The organism is Sphingomonas sp. Leaf231 (genome assembly GCF_001421995.1).
GTDB lineage: Bacteria > Pseudomonadota > Alphaproteobacteria > Sphingomonadales > Sphingomonadaceae > Sphingomonas.
Genome location: NZ_LMLS01000005.1, coordinates 190,240 through 205,165, shown reverse-complemented (window position 1 = coordinate 205,165; position 14,926 = coordinate 190,240). Strand labels below are relative to the sequence as shown.

The 14,926-nt window shown below is 62.7% G+C and carries 14 protein-coding genes and 1 pseudogene; 9 read left to right on the top strand and 6 right to left on the bottom strand.

Features of this window, described 5'->3' with window-relative positions; genetic code table 11:
* Nucleotides 1–71 precede the first annotated feature (71 nt).
* Nucleotides 72–959, bottom strand: coding sequence for a LysR family transcriptional regulator (locus ASE95_RS15430; protein ID WP_056638230.1), 888 nt, complete (start codon nt 957–959; stop codon nt 72–74).
* A gap of 95 nt (nt 960–1,054) precedes the next feature.
* Here ASE95_RS15430 and ASE95_RS15425 point away from each other — a divergent pair, with 95 nt between their 5' ends.
* From ASE95_RS15425 to ASE95_RS17790, 3 genes are all read left to right on the top strand, one after another.
* A complete protein-coding gene (locus ASE95_RS15425) occupies nt 1,055–2,158 on the top strand; it encodes an aldo/keto reductase (protein WP_056638228.1) in 1,104 nt (367 codons plus the stop codon).
* Between the two features lie 128 nt (nt 2,159–2,286).
* Nucleotides 2,287–2,646 carry an FAD-dependent oxidoreductase gene (locus ASE95_RS15420; RefSeq protein WP_056638225.1) on the top strand — a complete coding sequence of 120 codons (360 nt, stop codon included), beginning with the start codon at nt 2,287–2,289 and terminating at the stop codon, nt 2,644–2,646.
* A gap of 410 nt (nt 2,647–3,056) precedes the next feature.
* A complete protein-coding gene (locus ASE95_RS17790) occupies nt 3,057–3,311 on the top strand; it encodes a hypothetical protein (protein WP_156348080.1) in 255 nt (84 codons plus the stop codon).
* Nucleotides 3,312–3,330: 19 nt separating this feature from the next.
* On the opposite strand, the gene ASE95_RS15415 is transcribed toward ASE95_RS17790, so the two are convergent.
* Nucleotides 3,331–4,062, bottom strand: a complete 732-nt coding sequence (locus ASE95_RS15415) for a hypothetical protein (RefSeq protein ID WP_056638734.1) — start codon at nt 4,060–4,062, stop codon at nt 3,331–3,333.
* A 239-nt stretch (nt 4,063–4,301) separates the two neighbouring features.
* Between ASE95_RS15415 and ASE95_RS15410 the strand changes: the two genes are divergently transcribed.
* Nucleotides 4,302–4,700 (top strand): VOC family protein, encoded by a 399-nt coding sequence (locus ASE95_RS15410; RefSeq protein WP_056638222.1) that lies wholly within the window; start codon nt 4,302–4,304, stop codon nt 4,698–4,700.
* A 134-nt stretch (nt 4,701–4,834) separates the two neighbouring features.
* Here the strand turns inward: ASE95_RS15410 and ASE95_RS18080 are convergent, their stop codons facing one another.
* Entirely contained in the window at nt 4,835–5,350 is a 516-nt protein-coding gene (locus tag ASE95_RS18080; RefSeq protein ID WP_200918855.1) for a hypothetical protein, read from the bottom strand.
* On the opposite strand from ASE95_RS18080, the pseudogene ASE95_RS18600 reads away from it, so the two are divergent.
* From ASE95_RS18600 to ASE95_RS15395, 3 genes and pseudogenes are all read left to right on the top strand, one after another.
* Nucleotides 5,322–5,408 (top strand): annotated as a pseudogene (locus tag ASE95_RS18600) (hypothetical protein); the annotation flags it as partial. The gene ASE95_RS18080 and the pseudogene ASE95_RS18600 sit on opposite strands and share 29 nt — an antisense overlap.
* 52 nt (nt 5,409–5,460) lie before the next feature.
* On the top strand, nt 5,461–5,781 hold the full coding sequence (locus ASE95_RS18075; protein WP_056638216.1) for a divalent metal cation transporter: 321 nt from the start codon (nt 5,461–5,463) through the stop codon (nt 5,779–5,781).
* Nucleotides 5,782–6,996: a membrane dipeptidase gene (locus ASE95_RS15395; protein ID WP_082450189.1), complete on the top strand. Its 1,215-nt coding sequence runs from the start codon at nt 5,782–5,784 to the stop codon at nt 6,994–6,996.
* 38 nt (nt 6,997–7,034) lie between these two features.
* On the opposite strand, the gene ASE95_RS15390 is transcribed toward ASE95_RS15395, so the two are convergent.
* Nucleotides 7,035–9,896, bottom strand: a complete 2,862-nt coding sequence (locus ASE95_RS15390; RefSeq protein ID WP_082450221.1) for a TonB-dependent receptor domain-containing protein — start codon at nt 9,894–9,896, stop codon at nt 7,035–7,037.
* Nucleotides 9,897–10,564: 668 nt separating this feature from the next.
* On the opposite strand from ASE95_RS15390, the gene ASE95_RS15385 reads away from it, so the two are divergent.
* Together ASE95_RS15385 and ASE95_RS15380 are read left to right on the top strand one after the other, a co-directional pair.
* On the top strand, nt 10,565–11,242 hold the full coding sequence (locus ASE95_RS15385) for a helix-turn-helix domain-containing protein (RefSeq protein ID WP_162234705.1): 678 nt from the start codon (nt 10,565–10,567) through the stop codon (nt 11,240–11,242).
* 27 nt (nt 11,243–11,269) lie between these two features.
* A complete protein-coding gene (locus ASE95_RS15380; protein ID WP_162234704.1) occupies nt 11,270–11,779 on the top strand; it encodes an SgcJ/EcaC family oxidoreductase in 510 nt (169 codons plus the stop codon).
* Nucleotides 11,780–12,112: 333 nt separating this feature from the next.
* On the opposite strand, the gene ASE95_RS15375 is transcribed toward ASE95_RS15380, so the two are convergent.
* Together ASE95_RS15375 and ASE95_RS15370 are read right to left on the bottom strand one after the other, a co-directional pair.
* Nucleotides 12,113–14,164 (bottom strand): TonB-dependent receptor plug domain-containing protein, encoded by a 2,052-nt coding sequence (locus ASE95_RS15375; RefSeq protein ID WP_082450186.1) that lies wholly within the window; start codon nt 14,162–14,164, stop codon nt 12,113–12,115.
* A gap of 3 nt (nt 14,165–14,167) precedes the next feature.
* Nucleotides 14,168–14,686: a YfiR family protein gene (locus tag ASE95_RS15370; RefSeq protein ID WP_162234703.1), complete on the bottom strand. Its 519-nt coding sequence runs from the start codon at nt 14,684–14,686 to the stop codon at nt 14,168–14,170.
* Nucleotides 14,687–14,926: the final 240 nt, after the last annotated feature.

The window sequence follows — 14,926 nt, the reverse complement described above, 5'->3', positions numbered from 1 at the left end:
ATCCATTCAGCTGACACGCGCAGCATTGCGCATCATCAACCGCCCTCAATCTTGTCAGAGCTCGCTTGCGATCACACCCGCATTGTCGTCACGAAGGCCTGGAAGGCAGCAGTCGGTTGGCGTCGGCTAGGATAGTAGAGATGGTTCGGGGGCAGTGTGGGCGCCCAGCCGGCCAGTACTTCGACCAGCGTACCGTCGGCCAGTTGCAGCGCGGCATGTGGTAGCGGCAGGCAAGTCACCCCCAACCCTGCCACTGCGGCGTCGCGCATCACGTCGATATCGTTGGTTATGAAGTCGCCGCGGACCGACCGTTCGAGCGTCCGGCCATCCCGCTCGAATTCCCAGCGGTGTACGACACCAGAAGACGTGTATCGGTAACACAGACAACGATGCGCGACGAGATCGTCGGGCCCAATGGGAGCGGGATGATCGGCGAGGTAGGCGGGGGCGGCGACGAAGACGAGCGGCACCGGCGCGCTGATACGGACCGAGATCATGTCGGCCTGCAGCGTCTGGGCATGCCGAATCCCGCAATCAAAGCGGTCGGCGACAATGTCGACAAACCCGTCGTCGACCACCAGTTCGACAGCGATGTCGGGATAGGCGCGGGCAAAGTCGGCCAGCCGAGGCAGAATCGCATAGATGGCTGCAACCCGGTGCGCACTGACCCGGATACGCCCCGCCGGCCGTTCGCGAGCGTTGTCCAAGTCGGTCAGCGCGCTTGCGACTGATGCGATTGCTGGCCTTAACCGCGCTAGCAGTTCCTCGCCGGCGGGCGTCGGCGCCAGCGAGCGGGTAGTACGATCGAGCAACCGAACACCCAGTTTCGTCTCCAACGACCGCATGGCATGGCTCAAGGCAGAGGCGGACAACCCAAGCCGCGTCGCCGCCCGCGCGAAGCTGCCAGCCTCGACGATCGTTGCGAACACCGCGAGACCGGACCAGAGATCACGATCCATTCCTGAACATCCTTCAGCAACCCATGCGCCGCAAATGATCTAATCCTCGCGTCGTCCGGCGTCCATCTGGAGGCGACACAACGCAGGATGCCATCATGAACCTCGACACCTATCGCCCGCTCGGCCGCTCTGGCCTTCTCGTCAGCCCGCTGGCGCTGGGCACGATGACCTTCTGCACACCGCGATGGGGGCTGGACGAGAGCGGCAGCCGCGCGGTGTTCGATCGATACACTGATCTCGGCGGCAATTTCATCGACACCGCTGACGTCTATGCCGGTGGACGTTCGGAAGAGATGGTCGGCATGTTCGTAGCTGCGCAGTCATCGCGTGACCGGATCGTCATCGCGACGAAATCAGGATTTGCGACCGGCCGTGGATATCACGCAGGCGGCAACGGCGCGCGCCACATATTGGCGTCCGTCGAAGGATCGCTCCGCCGACTCCAGACGGATTTCATAGACCTGTACTGGGTGCATGTTTGGGATGGCGTTACCCCGGCCGAGGAACTGTTGCGGACGATGACCGCTCTCGTCGCAGCGGGCAAGATACGCTATTGGGGCATGTCAAACACCCCTGCATGGTACGTCGCCGAACTCACGACGCTGGCACGGGTACAGGGCGATCCGGCACCGATCGGCTTGCAGTATTTCTACTCACTGGTCGAACGCGGCGTCGAAGCCGAGCACCTGCCGCTCGCCCGATCGGCCGGCATGGGTCTCGTGCCCTGGAGCCCCCTCGCCTATGGCTTGCTCACCGGCAAATACGACCGCGCGGCCGTCGAGGCGGGTCCGGAGCGGGCGGGCGGCGTCCCCAATCAGGCCGCGCAGGACGACACGGCGCGGCCAGCGGACGACAAGCGGCTCGATGGCGACAATCCGTTCGGAGACACGCTGTTCACAGAGCGCAACTGGCGGATCCTCGACGTACTGAAGCGCGTCGCCGCAGCGATCGACGAAACGCCGGCGCGTGTCGCTTTGTCCTGGGTGGTCGATCAGCACGGCGTCGCATCGACCCTGATGGGCGTGAGCCGGGCAGAGCAGGTGACCGACAATGTCTCCGCGCTCAGCCTTAATCTGCCCCCGGAGCACCATGCCGCACTCGATGCGGTAAGCGGTGACAATCTGCCGTTTCTCTATGGCCTGTTCGCCCCTGCCGTGCGCAACCAGGTCGTCTTTGGCGGCGGAGATGTTCAAAGCTAAGACAGCATTCTGGAGCCGGCGGTTCGGAACGAAATCGGCACCTGATCGGCTTCAATCGACAGGCGTCGCGTTTGAAGCTGTTCGGTCGGCTCCAAGTTCGTTTGCCGCAAGTCGGCACAGGGGGATGCATGCGGATTGGAATCATCGGGGTGGGCATGGCGGGTCTTTCCTGTGCGCAGACGCTCCGCCACCAAGGTCACAACGTCATCGTGTTTGATAAGGGTCGCGGTCCCGGTGGTCGTATGTCTACCCGCCGCGTTGGCACCCCACTGGGCGAGGCTGCGTTCGATCACGGCGCGCAATATCTGACGGTGCGCGACCCTGCTTTCCTGGCGCAGGTCGACCGTTGGGTGCGAGACGGCCGCGTCGCGCGCTGGTCACGAGCTGGCGCCGATGACTGGGTTGGGACGCCGGCGATGAACGAGCCCATTCGCGCGATAGCCCTCGACTGCGACGTCCATTGGAATTCGGCCATCGACAACCTGTAGTACGACAGCGAATAGCGGTTTGGTGACCAACGGTTCGACACGGCGATCGTCACTGTACCGGCGGAATAGGTCGCACCGTTATACGACGGCGGTTGCGACCTTTCCCGCAACTCGATCTTTAGGCACCAGCGTGTCGAACACGCCTAGCGGCGAACAGCCAGCGGCGAAGAGGCTAGCCAAGACCGTGAGGCGAGCGCGAAGGGTCGTGGTCATGCTGTGCAACGTCCTTTTTCCGTCTCTGCAATGATGCGATCGATCATCAACGTGGGTGGACGCATGTTCGACCTTGTGGATCGCTCTCGTCTTCACTCCGTGGCGCCGACGCGGACGGTACATCGCCATGGTCCACGGCATGACCAGCGAACCCGCAGACTTTGCATCGAAACCGCTGCACCCGCCGTATCTCGATCATGAACCCTGAGCCCGACCTCTCCTCAGATACTGCAGCTTCGGTCGAAGCGGGCTCGGAAGGTCGCTACCGGCGCATCCTTGATATGACGGCTGCACTCAGGGCAATGTTCGGTGATGCAGCTTTAGCTATTGCCGATGGTCAACCCGGCGCCTTCGACGTCGGCGGGAGGAGTGGTATCCGGTGGCAGGACCTGGCGAACGAATTACGCGCCGCCAAGCTGCCTCAGACAATAGCCATCCCGCCGACGCCGTGACGCGTCACCGGGCGAGCGGTTACATGGGCGGCGTGATCCCGTCCTTGCCAATCGCGACGAACTTGGCTCCCGGCGCGCTCGCGTCAGTGACGACGAAAACCTTCTGACCTTTCGCCAGCACTGACCGCTGCGTCGGCTCGAATCGGACCACCGGCGTGCCGGCCGGCACGAGAACCTTGGTCTTTCCGCCCTTGTAGGAGACGGTCAGCGTCGTCTCGCCGGACTTGCCGGCACCCTCTGTCACCGTGCCGTTAGTCATGGCACTCTGTTGCTCCACGGTGCCGTTGGTCATGGCGCTTTGCTGCTCAACCGTGCCATTGGTCATGGCGCTTGATCCGCTCGCATCGCCACCAGCCGCGGCGACGACGCCGGGAACGTCCCAGGCATAATGACCCTCGCCTGTCCCGCGCATCGATTCCGGGAAGATGACCAGTTCGACTGCGCGCACTGTGTCTCCGGCCCCTGTCGTTGCCGTGCCGATGAAATCGCCGTCCTTCAGCGTGGCCAGACTGGAACCGACCACCCATGCGAAGCCGGTCTTGGTGTCGAGCGGCACGGACACAGCACGACCATCATAGGTCTGCACCGCAAGCGCATTTGCACCAACGGATTGCACGACGCCGCGGACGCGGGTCGCGGTCGTTGCCGGACCCGACGCCGCTGTCCCATTTGCCTCGTTCGAGCTTGGGCCACTGCATCCGCCCAAGGCGACGATTGCGCTACCGAGCAGCGCGAAACTCTTCATGGTCATTGTGTCGCATCCCTGGATTGCGCGAAGCAGGATATCCGCGCCAAGATGTCCTGCACCGTCGTGCGTCATTTGTCTCCAGGCAACGCCGAAGCTTGGTTGCTATTGCTTCGCCCGCAAGATCGCATACCTTTGCCGCCTCCGGCGATGTCGATGACGAACGAGGCGTGACTGCACGTCTGTCTCGGCTATGGGACACCTACAGGCGCCTTGCATCAGAGCCCTATGTCAGGAGAGAGACCATGCTGTTTCATACGATGGTAGGTTCAAACAATATCGAGCGCTCCAAGCGCTTCTACGACAAAGTGCTGAGCGTCCTCGGCGTGAGTGAGGCCACGCTCAATATCGCAGGCAGCGGTCATACCCGCCTGTTCTACCGCAACGAGAACGGCACCAACTTCATCGTCACCGAGCCTATCAACGATGAGCCCGCGACCGTGGCGAACGGCAGCACCGTCGCATTTACGTGCAATTCGCCCGAGCAGGTGAAGGAGTTCCACGACGTCGCGATTGCAAACGGCGGCACGTCCGTTGAGGCGCCACCGGGACCGCGAATGAGCCCCTCCATGGGCCCAATTGAACTAGCCTATTTCCGCGATCCCGATGGCAACAAGCTCTGTGGGATTCATTTCCCCACATGACCGACAATGGGTCGAGCTCGCTATTGAGGTTGCCGGCAAGCTCGGCCCAGACATCCGGGGTCCGTTCCAACTTCTCAGCTTAGGCCAGACTTTGCTCTCGCTTGGCAAGTGCTCGGAGCCGCCGCGGAGCGATGTTACGCTCCGAAGTATCGTTCGATCTCATTCAACCGGAGCGTGATTGCTTTGCTGGGCAAATGAATACTGAGTCTCTGACGTTCCTCGTTCGTAAAACGAGCGGCTTTGATCAACAGGTCACGGACGGCTGCCCGACCGACGACCCTGTCGCCTCCCAGCCAGCCACTGCCAAGCGCGACCTCAGGTGCCAGGATGAGGAGGCCATAAGCGTCGGATGCCAAATGCTCGCTAATGACGAATCTGCCCTTCTGCCGTGATTGCGGCTTGGCTTTAAACCGAGGATCTCGGCTTGGCGATTGGCAGGCGTTCGGACCCACAAGCGGAAATTCAGAGCTCCTCAGCCGCTGCCCGAAACAGGACATTCGTTCATCCTCGCACAGCTGCCGTGGGAGGGTACGCGCGGCCGGGTCGAGGAGCAAATCGACGAGGGCAAGGTCACCGCGCGTCAGCGCCGCAGGGCGAGCTGAGCTCGCGCGGCGAGACGTGATGATCGGCATGATCTTCGCCAATATCATCCTCTACTTCATCATCCTGTCCACAGCGACCACGCTCAATCCGCAGGGCACGACACAGATCGACAGCGCCGCTCAAGCGGCACAGGCACTGGAGCCGCTGGCAGGCGCTGGTGCAGGGCTTGGGGAAGAAGGGAAGCCTGCACCACAGGGTCAGCGAGGCGAAGCTATTCTACGGCGTCAGCCTGATCGTCACCATCGTTGCCGCCGGCGCGAACTTCCTGGGGTTCAACCCCATGCGTGCGCTGATCGTTTCGGGGCTCTTCCAAGGCTTCTCCGTGCCGCCTCTCCTCCTCATGATGATGCTCATGACCAACGACCGCCAGATGATGGGCGAGCGGCGCAACGGCATGATCATCAACATACTCGGCTGGATCACGACGGCCGCGACGTTCGCGGCAACCACGTGCCTGATTGTAAGCTGGTCCTGGTGAATGATCCGCCTGCCCCTCCGCTCTTGCCAAATCGAAAACTCTGCATGCAAGGAAGGGCTGATAGTTCGACCAAAAGCTGCCACATTTTTGTTTCGACGTGCATCTGGCATGGGAGAAGTAGCTTTGCATACCGATCGCCGTTCGTTCCTGGCAGGCGCACTTGCGGTGCCGCTGAGCGTTGCGCCAGCAAGGCAGCGTAGCGTCCCGTGGATCGACGGTTTGAGCTTTCTGCCTGACGACATGGCGCGAATTCCCGCTGCCGGGCTGGACGCGATGATCGTGGATATCTCGAAGATCCAGACCGTCGCGGGTCCTTCAGGTGAGCCTACCTACCTTCGCGGTTTCGAGGCGAATGATCCCGCGATCGACGCCGCTGTCGCGCGACTGGCCTCAAGCAAGGTCGCCTATTTGGCGCTACGTGGAAGCGACATCGGGCGACGGCCAGGCTGCGCAACCTTCCTACAGTTTCAATCCACCGAGATGGTCGGTGACGATTTGACCAGGCTGGCACGCTTTCATGCCAAGGGCCTGCGGGTGATCCAATTCACTCACCATAACAACACGCCGTTTGCGGGCGGCGCCATTGAACCGACTCAGCGTGGCCTTAGCCGGCTTGGCATCGAAGGTTTGGGCGAGATGAACCGCCTCAAGCTCCTGCCTGATGTATCGCACGGCTCTGTCGCCACGATGCTCGACGCGGCCCGGCTCAGCCGCACGCCCATCGTTCTGTCGCACGGCGCAGCGCGCGCGCTTGTCGATCACCCGCGAGCTGCGCCCGACGAGGTGATCCGCGCCATCGCCAACAGGGGTGGAATGATGGGCGTCTTCATGATGAGCTTCTGGCTCACGCGCGACCCTGTTCCCACGCCACAGCATTACGTGGCGCAACTGCGCCACGTCATCAACGTAGGCGGGATTGATGCGGTGGGGATCGCCAACGACTTCCCGATGGACGGCGAAGCCAAGCTCGTGAAGCTCGGCAACGACAATGCGGCGGGCGTGAAGAATTACCTGGACTGGTGGAGGGCGATGGACCGCCGCGGCGTACCCGGCTTTGCCTGGACACCTCAGCATGTGGTCATACCGGAGTTCAACAACATTCACCGTATGGAACGCATTGCGGCCACGCTCGAGCGGTCCGGCTTTCGTAGCGGCGAGATTGAGCGCATCATGGGCGGAAATTGGCGCCGGGTGCTGACTGACGTGCTCGGTTGAAGCATGGCGGGGCCGCCGGTCGCGACCCCGCCTCAGTTTTAGAAACGCACGTCAAAACCGGCGTAGAGCAGCCGGCCGTAGAGGTCATAGGTGTTCGCCGAGGTCTGCGTGCCCGGGAAGGTCACGAGGTTCGTGTCGCCGAACACCGGCGGCTTTTTATCGAAGACATTGTCGACACCGAGATAGAAGGCGGAGCGCTGCTGATCGTCCAGTCCGAAGCGCAGCTGCGCGTCATGGTACCAGAAGGCCTTGGTGCGGATCGGCACATCCTTTGTCAGGTCGTCGACTACCGGGGAGAGATAGGTGACGCGCCAGTTCAGCGAGATGCGATCTCTCGCCGCCGTGACCGAGGCATTGACCTTATCGCGGAAGCCTGTGCCAAGGCGACCGCAGCTGTAGCAATCGAGCTGGCCAACTTCCTTCTGCGTTGGGCCGCCGGGGAACGATGTCTGCTCCTGGTCGAGCAGATGCGTCCAGCGGGCATCGACGTCGACCCGCCCACCGAGCAGGTCGCGACCGTAGCGGAGTGCGGTGTCGATGCCGGAAACGAGGAAGGAACCGGTGTTCAGGTTGAGCGCGTCGACGCTGGTGACGAAACCGTTGGCGTCACGGGTTACGTTGCCGCAGAAGATCGCGTCCCCGGAGCCGGTGAAGCATTCGTCCAGCGAGGTCTGTTGCCCGATGATCCCGATCGCATTTTCCACGCGGATGCGGTAATAATCCACCGTGAGACTGAAGCCGGGCAAGAAGCGCGGCGAGGCAACCGCGCCCAAGGTAAGGGTCTTTGCCACCTCCTCGCGCAAAGCGGGATTACCGCCCAGAAAGCCATCGATGTTCTGGAGCTGCGCCGTCGAGTAAGCGAAGCCGCCGGATGCTGCGGCGCGTGCGACCGCGGGGATAGCGGCACAAGCGGCAGACAACGTGCCGAGGCTCAGAGGGGCGCCGTCACCCTCTCCCTGCCGCTGATCGCAAGGATCGATTACCGAGGGGAAAGTCTGGCTCTGCGCAGAGAAGAGCTCGCCGATGTTGGGTGCGCGCGTCGCTTCGGAGTAGACGCCGCGGAAGCGCAGGTCTCGGATCGGTGCCCAGTCGCCACCCGCCTTCCAGCTCCAGACGCTGCCAACGGTCGAGTAGTTCGCGTAGCGAACGGCCCCCTCAAAGGTGAGCGCATGGAAGAACGGTCGATCCGCCAGGATCGGTGCGACGACCTCGGCGTAAACCTCTCCAACGTCGAACTTGCCCCGGGTGTCGCTCAGCTGGTTACCTAGCGTCTGGCCGAGATTAGTCGCCTCGTCAAAATCCTCGTTGCTGCTCTCGCGCCGATACTCACCACCAATGGCGACCCCAAGCGGTCCGCCGGGCAGCCGGAAGAGGTCACCGGAAAGCGTCGCCGCGGCGACGTCCTGCTTTACCCGCGCTTGGTATGTCGACAGCTGGCCGTTGCGAGTGACGTAGGCCGCAGCTGCCGCCGACACGGTGTTAAAGCCGAATATGTTGATCGGGGCGCAGCTCGGATCGTCGTTGCTTCCGATCGCGTCGGCGTTGATCGCGCAGACTGGCCCATTTGGTCCGGCTACGGCGTTGAGCGCGTTCGCATAGTTGGGTCCAAAGACCGTGCCGGAGGCGGTGCGGTCGGAGGTTTCTCCGTGCGTATAGTAGGCGTCGTAGCGCACTCCCCCACCAAGCTCGCCGCGCGCGCCGGCGACGACCCGCCAGGTCTCGCGCTCGTTCCGGTTGCTTCGATTGAAGATGTCGTTCGAGCGGCGGCGGAAGGCGAGCGCGGTAGCTCCCGTTGCGATCATCCGGTCGCGAATGGCCTGGGGGATAAACGGGTTGGTGATCGGGATCCCGCCGAACGGCGAGCCGTCGAGAAAGGCGAGATCGGGATCTGCAACCGCCTGCGCCTCGAGCCCGTTGCTCGACTTGGTGCGGGCATACTGACCCTCCACGTACGGCACAAAAGCCTGCGACACCTCGAAGTGCGCCATCGCCGATCCAAGATATCGCCGTACGGGCACGCTGAGGTAGCGATCCGCGTTCCGGTTATAGCCGTCTACGTTTGCGCTCTGATAGTTCTTGAGCTGATTGGCGGGATCGAAAGTGAAGCTGTTGGCGCCGGGTGCGAAGCGCCCGTCGACGCTGAAGAGGCCTTGCGCTCCGTAAGAGCTGCGGTTGGGAATGTCCGTGGCCGAGAACGAACGATTGCGGGAGCGCAGTCCGCGATCGTCGTCGAAGCTTCCGCTGACCACCAAGTGGCCGCGGCCGCCGGCAAACGATGTGCCTGCAACGCCCGACAGCAGGTAGCGCGGCGTGTCGCCCTTATCGGAAACCGTGTTCTGGCCGTGCAGTCGCAGCCCTTCAAACGTATCGTCCAGGATGAAGTTTACCACGCCGGCGATGGCCTCCGAGCCATACACGGCAGACGCGCCGCCGGTCACGACCTCGACCTGGCGGATGAGATCCGTCGGAATGGTATTCAGGTCGACGACCGAGGTGCCGGGTATCCCGGCAACGAAGCGACGACCGTTTACGAGAACCAGGGTGCGCGACGAGCCGAGATTGCGCAGGTTGACGCTCGCCACACCGTTCCCAGTGGTGGAGAAGTTGGTGCTGGTGCGGCTGATGTTCTGTCCTACCGCGGGTAGCTCGGCCAGCACGTCCTGGATGTTGGCGGCGCCAGTGCGCTGGATCGCTTCGGTCGAGATGACCTGCACCGGCGTGCTGGCGCTCAGGTCCGGTCGCGCGATCCGCGAACCAGTGACCACCACTTCCCCGTCTCCCGCTGCTTCGTCTCCGCTAGCCTGCCGCACGTCTTGCGCGGCGGCGGTAAGCGGAGCCGTGGTTGCGATCAGCAGCGAAGTCGCGAGCAAGCGCGCTCGCAGGCGCAATGGTGACTTCATCATCTTCCCTATCCCCGTTTGCAGGCACGATCCCTGTTGCCTGGTGGGGCTGATGATGCCGTCAAGGCGATCCTGCCACAAGGAATCTCTACTATCGCAGGGGGATATGGAAACCTCGTCCATGGCGGTTGGCGCAGGGATCGCTGATTATGATTGTGGAGGACTAACGGAACCGCTGTCGTTCGGGGAGCACCGATCCGAGCAATCCACTTGCGACGGCCTGGATCCAACGGCATCCCTCGTTCGATCCGGCTCTTCTCCTGAACGATCAGCTTCTTTTATCAGCAAGGATGGCTGTCAGCGGGTCGATCGGAAAGGAACTAATGGTCCGCAAAAAACTACTTGTCAGCATGCCTTATGGGTTGGACATCGCCGAACGAGGCCCGTGGCTTAAAGCCGTTAGGACCCACAACCGGTCGCTTGCGATCCGTTAGTTGCCTCCGAACTTTGGACGCTCGTTCATCTCGGTAGCACCGCTGAAGAGGACTCGGGAAAAGCGCTCAGTTAGGATAGCAAGGGGGGGACGCCACCCGAGGTCCGCCATGGAGCTAACACGTCAGATCGCCTGCCGACGGTTGCGCTCGCTAGTAGTAGGCTTTGGCCAACGCCGTGCGAACCTGCGCAGCACAGTGCGGATCGTCACGCCCCCTGCGCGACCCAGCCAGATGATGGAATTCTATCTGGCGGAGCGCTACGGGATCGGCTGGCTCAACGACCCTGTGGGGCTTTCGCCCGAGACTGCCGTCGTCGGACCTCAAAGCCGACCCGGGCTAAGTATCCACCTGTCCGGCGTGGTGGACGTATTTACGATTCACTTCCAGCCGACTGGTCTCTACCGGCTGTTCGGCTGGCCGATACCCTCCCTTGTCAATGAAGGTGTTGAGCTAGCCGACCTGCAGCCGAGCGCACGCTCCCTCCGCGATGCAATTGCCGCGGGCAACAGCTTTGCGGAGCGAGTGGTCGCCGCGGAGTGGTGGCTGATGAAGGCTAGCGAAGCCGCGGCGCCGGGGTCCACGATGGATCACGCCGCCCGGCTGCTGCTACGCTCGGGGGGCATCCCCATCGCCGACCTCGCCGCGCGCGCTGAATTGAGCGTACGCCAGTTCGAGCGTCGTTTCACCGCCGCGGTCGGTCTCTCGCCCAAGCTCTATGGGCGCACCGCCCGGCTTGCCCGAGCGCTCGCCTTCAAGGAGCGTCGGCCGGAACTAGGCTGGGCGGAGGTCGCGCTTGCCACCGGCTATTCAGATCAGGCGCACCTTGTACGCGAATGCACTGCGCTGGCCGGTACGCCTCCGAGGCGCTTCATGTCGCAAACCTTCAATAATGGCCCGACACCTCCGAGATAGAAAACTGCCGGACAACGGAGGTCCATGATGACACGACGCGATTTCGGCGGGCTAGCAATGGGAGCGGTGGCGATGGTGGGGGCAGTTAAGGTGAACGCCGCGTCGACTTTGGAGGCGAAAGTCGACGCACTGCTCCGCCTGCATGTCGACGCTTGGAACCGTGAGGACTTGGACGCGATGTTCGCCGCGTTTACGCCAGACGCGCATTGGATCAACATCGTCGGCATGCACTGGCGCGGCCGCGACGAGGTGGCGCGAGCGCACCGGGCGTTCTTCGACATCATGTTCCGCGGCGTGAAGCAACGGTTGGTCGAAACAGAGAGCGTGATGCCGCTTCCGGATGGTGGGGCAGTCGTGGTGGCGCGCCTGGCGGTGGACGCTTTCCGCCAGCCAAACGGCGTCGTGAAGCCGCCCAGCGAGGACCGGTTGACCCTGGTGCTGGTCCCACGCGGCAAGGAGCTGGCAATTGCGCACGGCGCGAACGTTGGCATCGTCGCGGATGCACAGGCTCACGACCCGGCCCGTCGCAAGAGCTGAACCAATCTGTCCCCACAACTTGGTAGGCTGTGGAAGAACGACCCACAAGCGGACGCTCAATAGATTCGCAGCGCTTCCTGACATCCGACGTTTGTTCATCAATATCACGACGGCTATCTGCCGGCGCGTTTTCGATCCTGAACAGCCCGGGCACATGGTGTGCCGACGTTCGCCTAAATTCTTGCGGTCGTGATGCGGGACCCCGTCCGCAAGAACCAGAGGAGAAGCTCGCGCGATCGGCCTACTGGGATGCCTTCCTCACCCAGGAGGCAGCTGAGGCGTATCTGACATGATCGTCACGCCGGAGGACGGTCTGGCACCGCCCGGCGATTTTTAGAGCCGGGCACTAACGCCCACGCGTATGCGACGATCAGCTGGGATGGGCGAGGCATAAACACCTCGTGCCGCGCTCAGGTTCTCACCGGCCACATAGATTTCGGCCCGTGTTCCCATCGCACGTGTCAGCTTGGCGTCGACGCTGATCGACGCTGGAATCTCGACTGAAATGAGGTTTGTATCCGGCAGGAAGCTACTCTGGCGGCTGGACGTCGCCAGATGTGTCATTACAGCGGCGGACCATGTGTCATTCGCGTAATCCGCGGTTACGTTAGCGCGGTGGCGCGGCGTCGCCGCCTTGGGGAACAGCGCGTAATAAGCAGCATCACGGTTTGCGGGGATGTTCTCGTCAACCCGGGTAAGACTGTAATTGGCCGACCAGCCGATTTTGGACTGGACGCGCCCGCTTGCCGCCAGCTCGATACCCTGGCTGGTATAGGCACCGACATTGGCGAAGCGGGCGACAGCCACTGGCTCGGGCGTAAACGCCAGCGTCACGTCGACCGCGCCCCCGGGCGAGGCGATCAACCGGTCAACCCGGGTGTAGAACAAGGTCACGTCCATGCGCAGCCCTGAGCCGAAGCCCTGCGAATAGCCTGCTTCCAGGCTGTCCACCTGCACGGGCAACAAGCGAGGATCGCCGACGAGGTAGACCGGTACCGGGACGTCAGGCGCCGGAATAGCGACGTGAAGGCCAAGGTCGATCAGCGACGGGAGCTGCAACCCGCGCCCGCCATTGACGCGCAAGCGACCGGTCTCACCGATCTGCACCGAACCTGCGACGTTGAAGCTGACCGGCGTGATGGTACGGTCATAGGCCGCGGTCGGGTCGATCTGCGGCGCAAGGATTGCCCCGCCCTGCTTCAGCCACAGGCTGTCGACCCGTGCCGCGCCGGTCAGCGCCACCCGATCAGTCGGATGCAAATCGAGCATTCCGCTGAGCGCTGCGACCTTGTAGCCAATCCGCATCGAGTACAGCCGCTCGGATGACAGCTGACTGTCGCGATATTCTACGCCGACGCGGGCGCTGCCGATTGCGCCCAGTCGTACCAGAGCGGAGCCCGCGCTGACCGATATACGGTTGCGCGCGCGCAGGTCCGCGACGGCGCTATACGGATCGGTGACCGGAGTGGTGACGCCATAATCGGCCTGCAGCCAGTTCGTGTAGCTGCGCGCGCTTAGGCTGCCCCAAGACGTGTCGTGATTGACCAGCACGCCCAACGTCTGGTTGCGAAACCGCTGTTCGGTGAGAATCTGACTGGGAAGGAACTCGAGCTGGCGGTTACCGCTAAGTCCGCCATTCAGCTCTATGGACGTCCGGGCCCCGGCTTGAACGAACAACGTCCCGCTGAGTTGGTCGGCTCCGACGCCGCGCGTAAAGGGCGGCTGGTAGAGGCGCGACGGGATGCGGCGTTCGTCTTCCTCCTGATGCCCGGCCGACAAGCGTAAACCGATATCGGGAGTCAGCGGCAGCGCGGCCGTTGCGCTCAGCCGCGCATAGCCGTGCGTTCCGCCCTCAGCGCGCGCAGCGAAGCGCGTGTCGGTGCCCGAACGCTTCGTGACGATATTGACGACGCCGCTCGCTGCGTTGAACCCGAATAAGGCGCTTGCCGGCCCGCGCACGAGCTCGATCTGCTGAATCTCATCGAGCTGGACACCCAGAAGATTCCAGTTCGTCATGCCGTAATGGTCAAGGTACACCTGCCTGCCATCAACGAGCACCAGCAGGCGCGCATTATAGGTTTGCACACCACCGCGGATCGCCACGTCACTTTGACCGGCTGTCCAGCGGTTCACGTCGACGCCCACCTGCGCCTTCAACAGATCGGGGACGTTTCTTGCGGGCGAGCGGGCGATCTCTTCACTGGTGATGATTGTGACCGAGGCAGGCGCTTCTGTAGCGCGCTGTGGCTTACCTGTTACGCTGGTGGTGATGGGCTCGCCGAATGCTTCATTTAAGGCAGCATAGTCTACAATCTGCGCATCGACCCCGACGGCGGGCGCGACGACGGCCAGCGTGGAGGCTAGCAGGATTCGGAACGAGCGCACGGATCAGATTTCCTTCACGAGCATGAGGAACGCCGAGCCAAAGCGGATCCTGCTTCGCCGCGCGGCCTCCCTACTCACGACGATCTGCGTCTTAGCACCTTCGGAAATGCCCACGACGCATCGGCCCGCCACGACGCAGCCAGTGTCCGACGTTATCGTCAGGATCGCCTGAGCGCTGGCGGTCTCGGCAAGTTCGCTTTGATAATTGCGCAATCCGGAGGTGACGAAGGCGGCGCGAGATCCCGACAGTTGCGACAGGTTCGACACCGGCACACGCCGCGTGCGGATCGACGCTTGACCGCTGACCGAACTGCGCGCCAGTGCGTGCTCCATCTCAGAAGCTTCGAACTCTGAACCGGCATTTCCGACTTGATAGACGATGGCAACCGGGATGATTCCCGAGGGAGCTGGCTGTACGAACGACATGACGCGCGCCGCGACCGGCACGTTGAGCGTCGCCGAAGCGGCCGGCGCGAACAGTGATAAAACGCAAAAGGCGGTGATCAGTAACCGTTGCTTCACGGACGTTCCCATCAGTTCCAAGCCCGTGGCACCGTGCTCGTCTTCAAAACCGATTAATCGACACTCATAAACAAAACCCTGTGATCGCTGACCTTTCGTAGCGCGGTGCGGCAGCTTGACCGGTGCAGGCGCTTACAGTGGCGTCTTCGGTTACTGAAGGCGGGTCGACCATATCGAGCGCTGACCTGACGACCGGTTGGTTTGCACCTCCCAAGCGTGCGAGAGCCGCGGGTCAACATA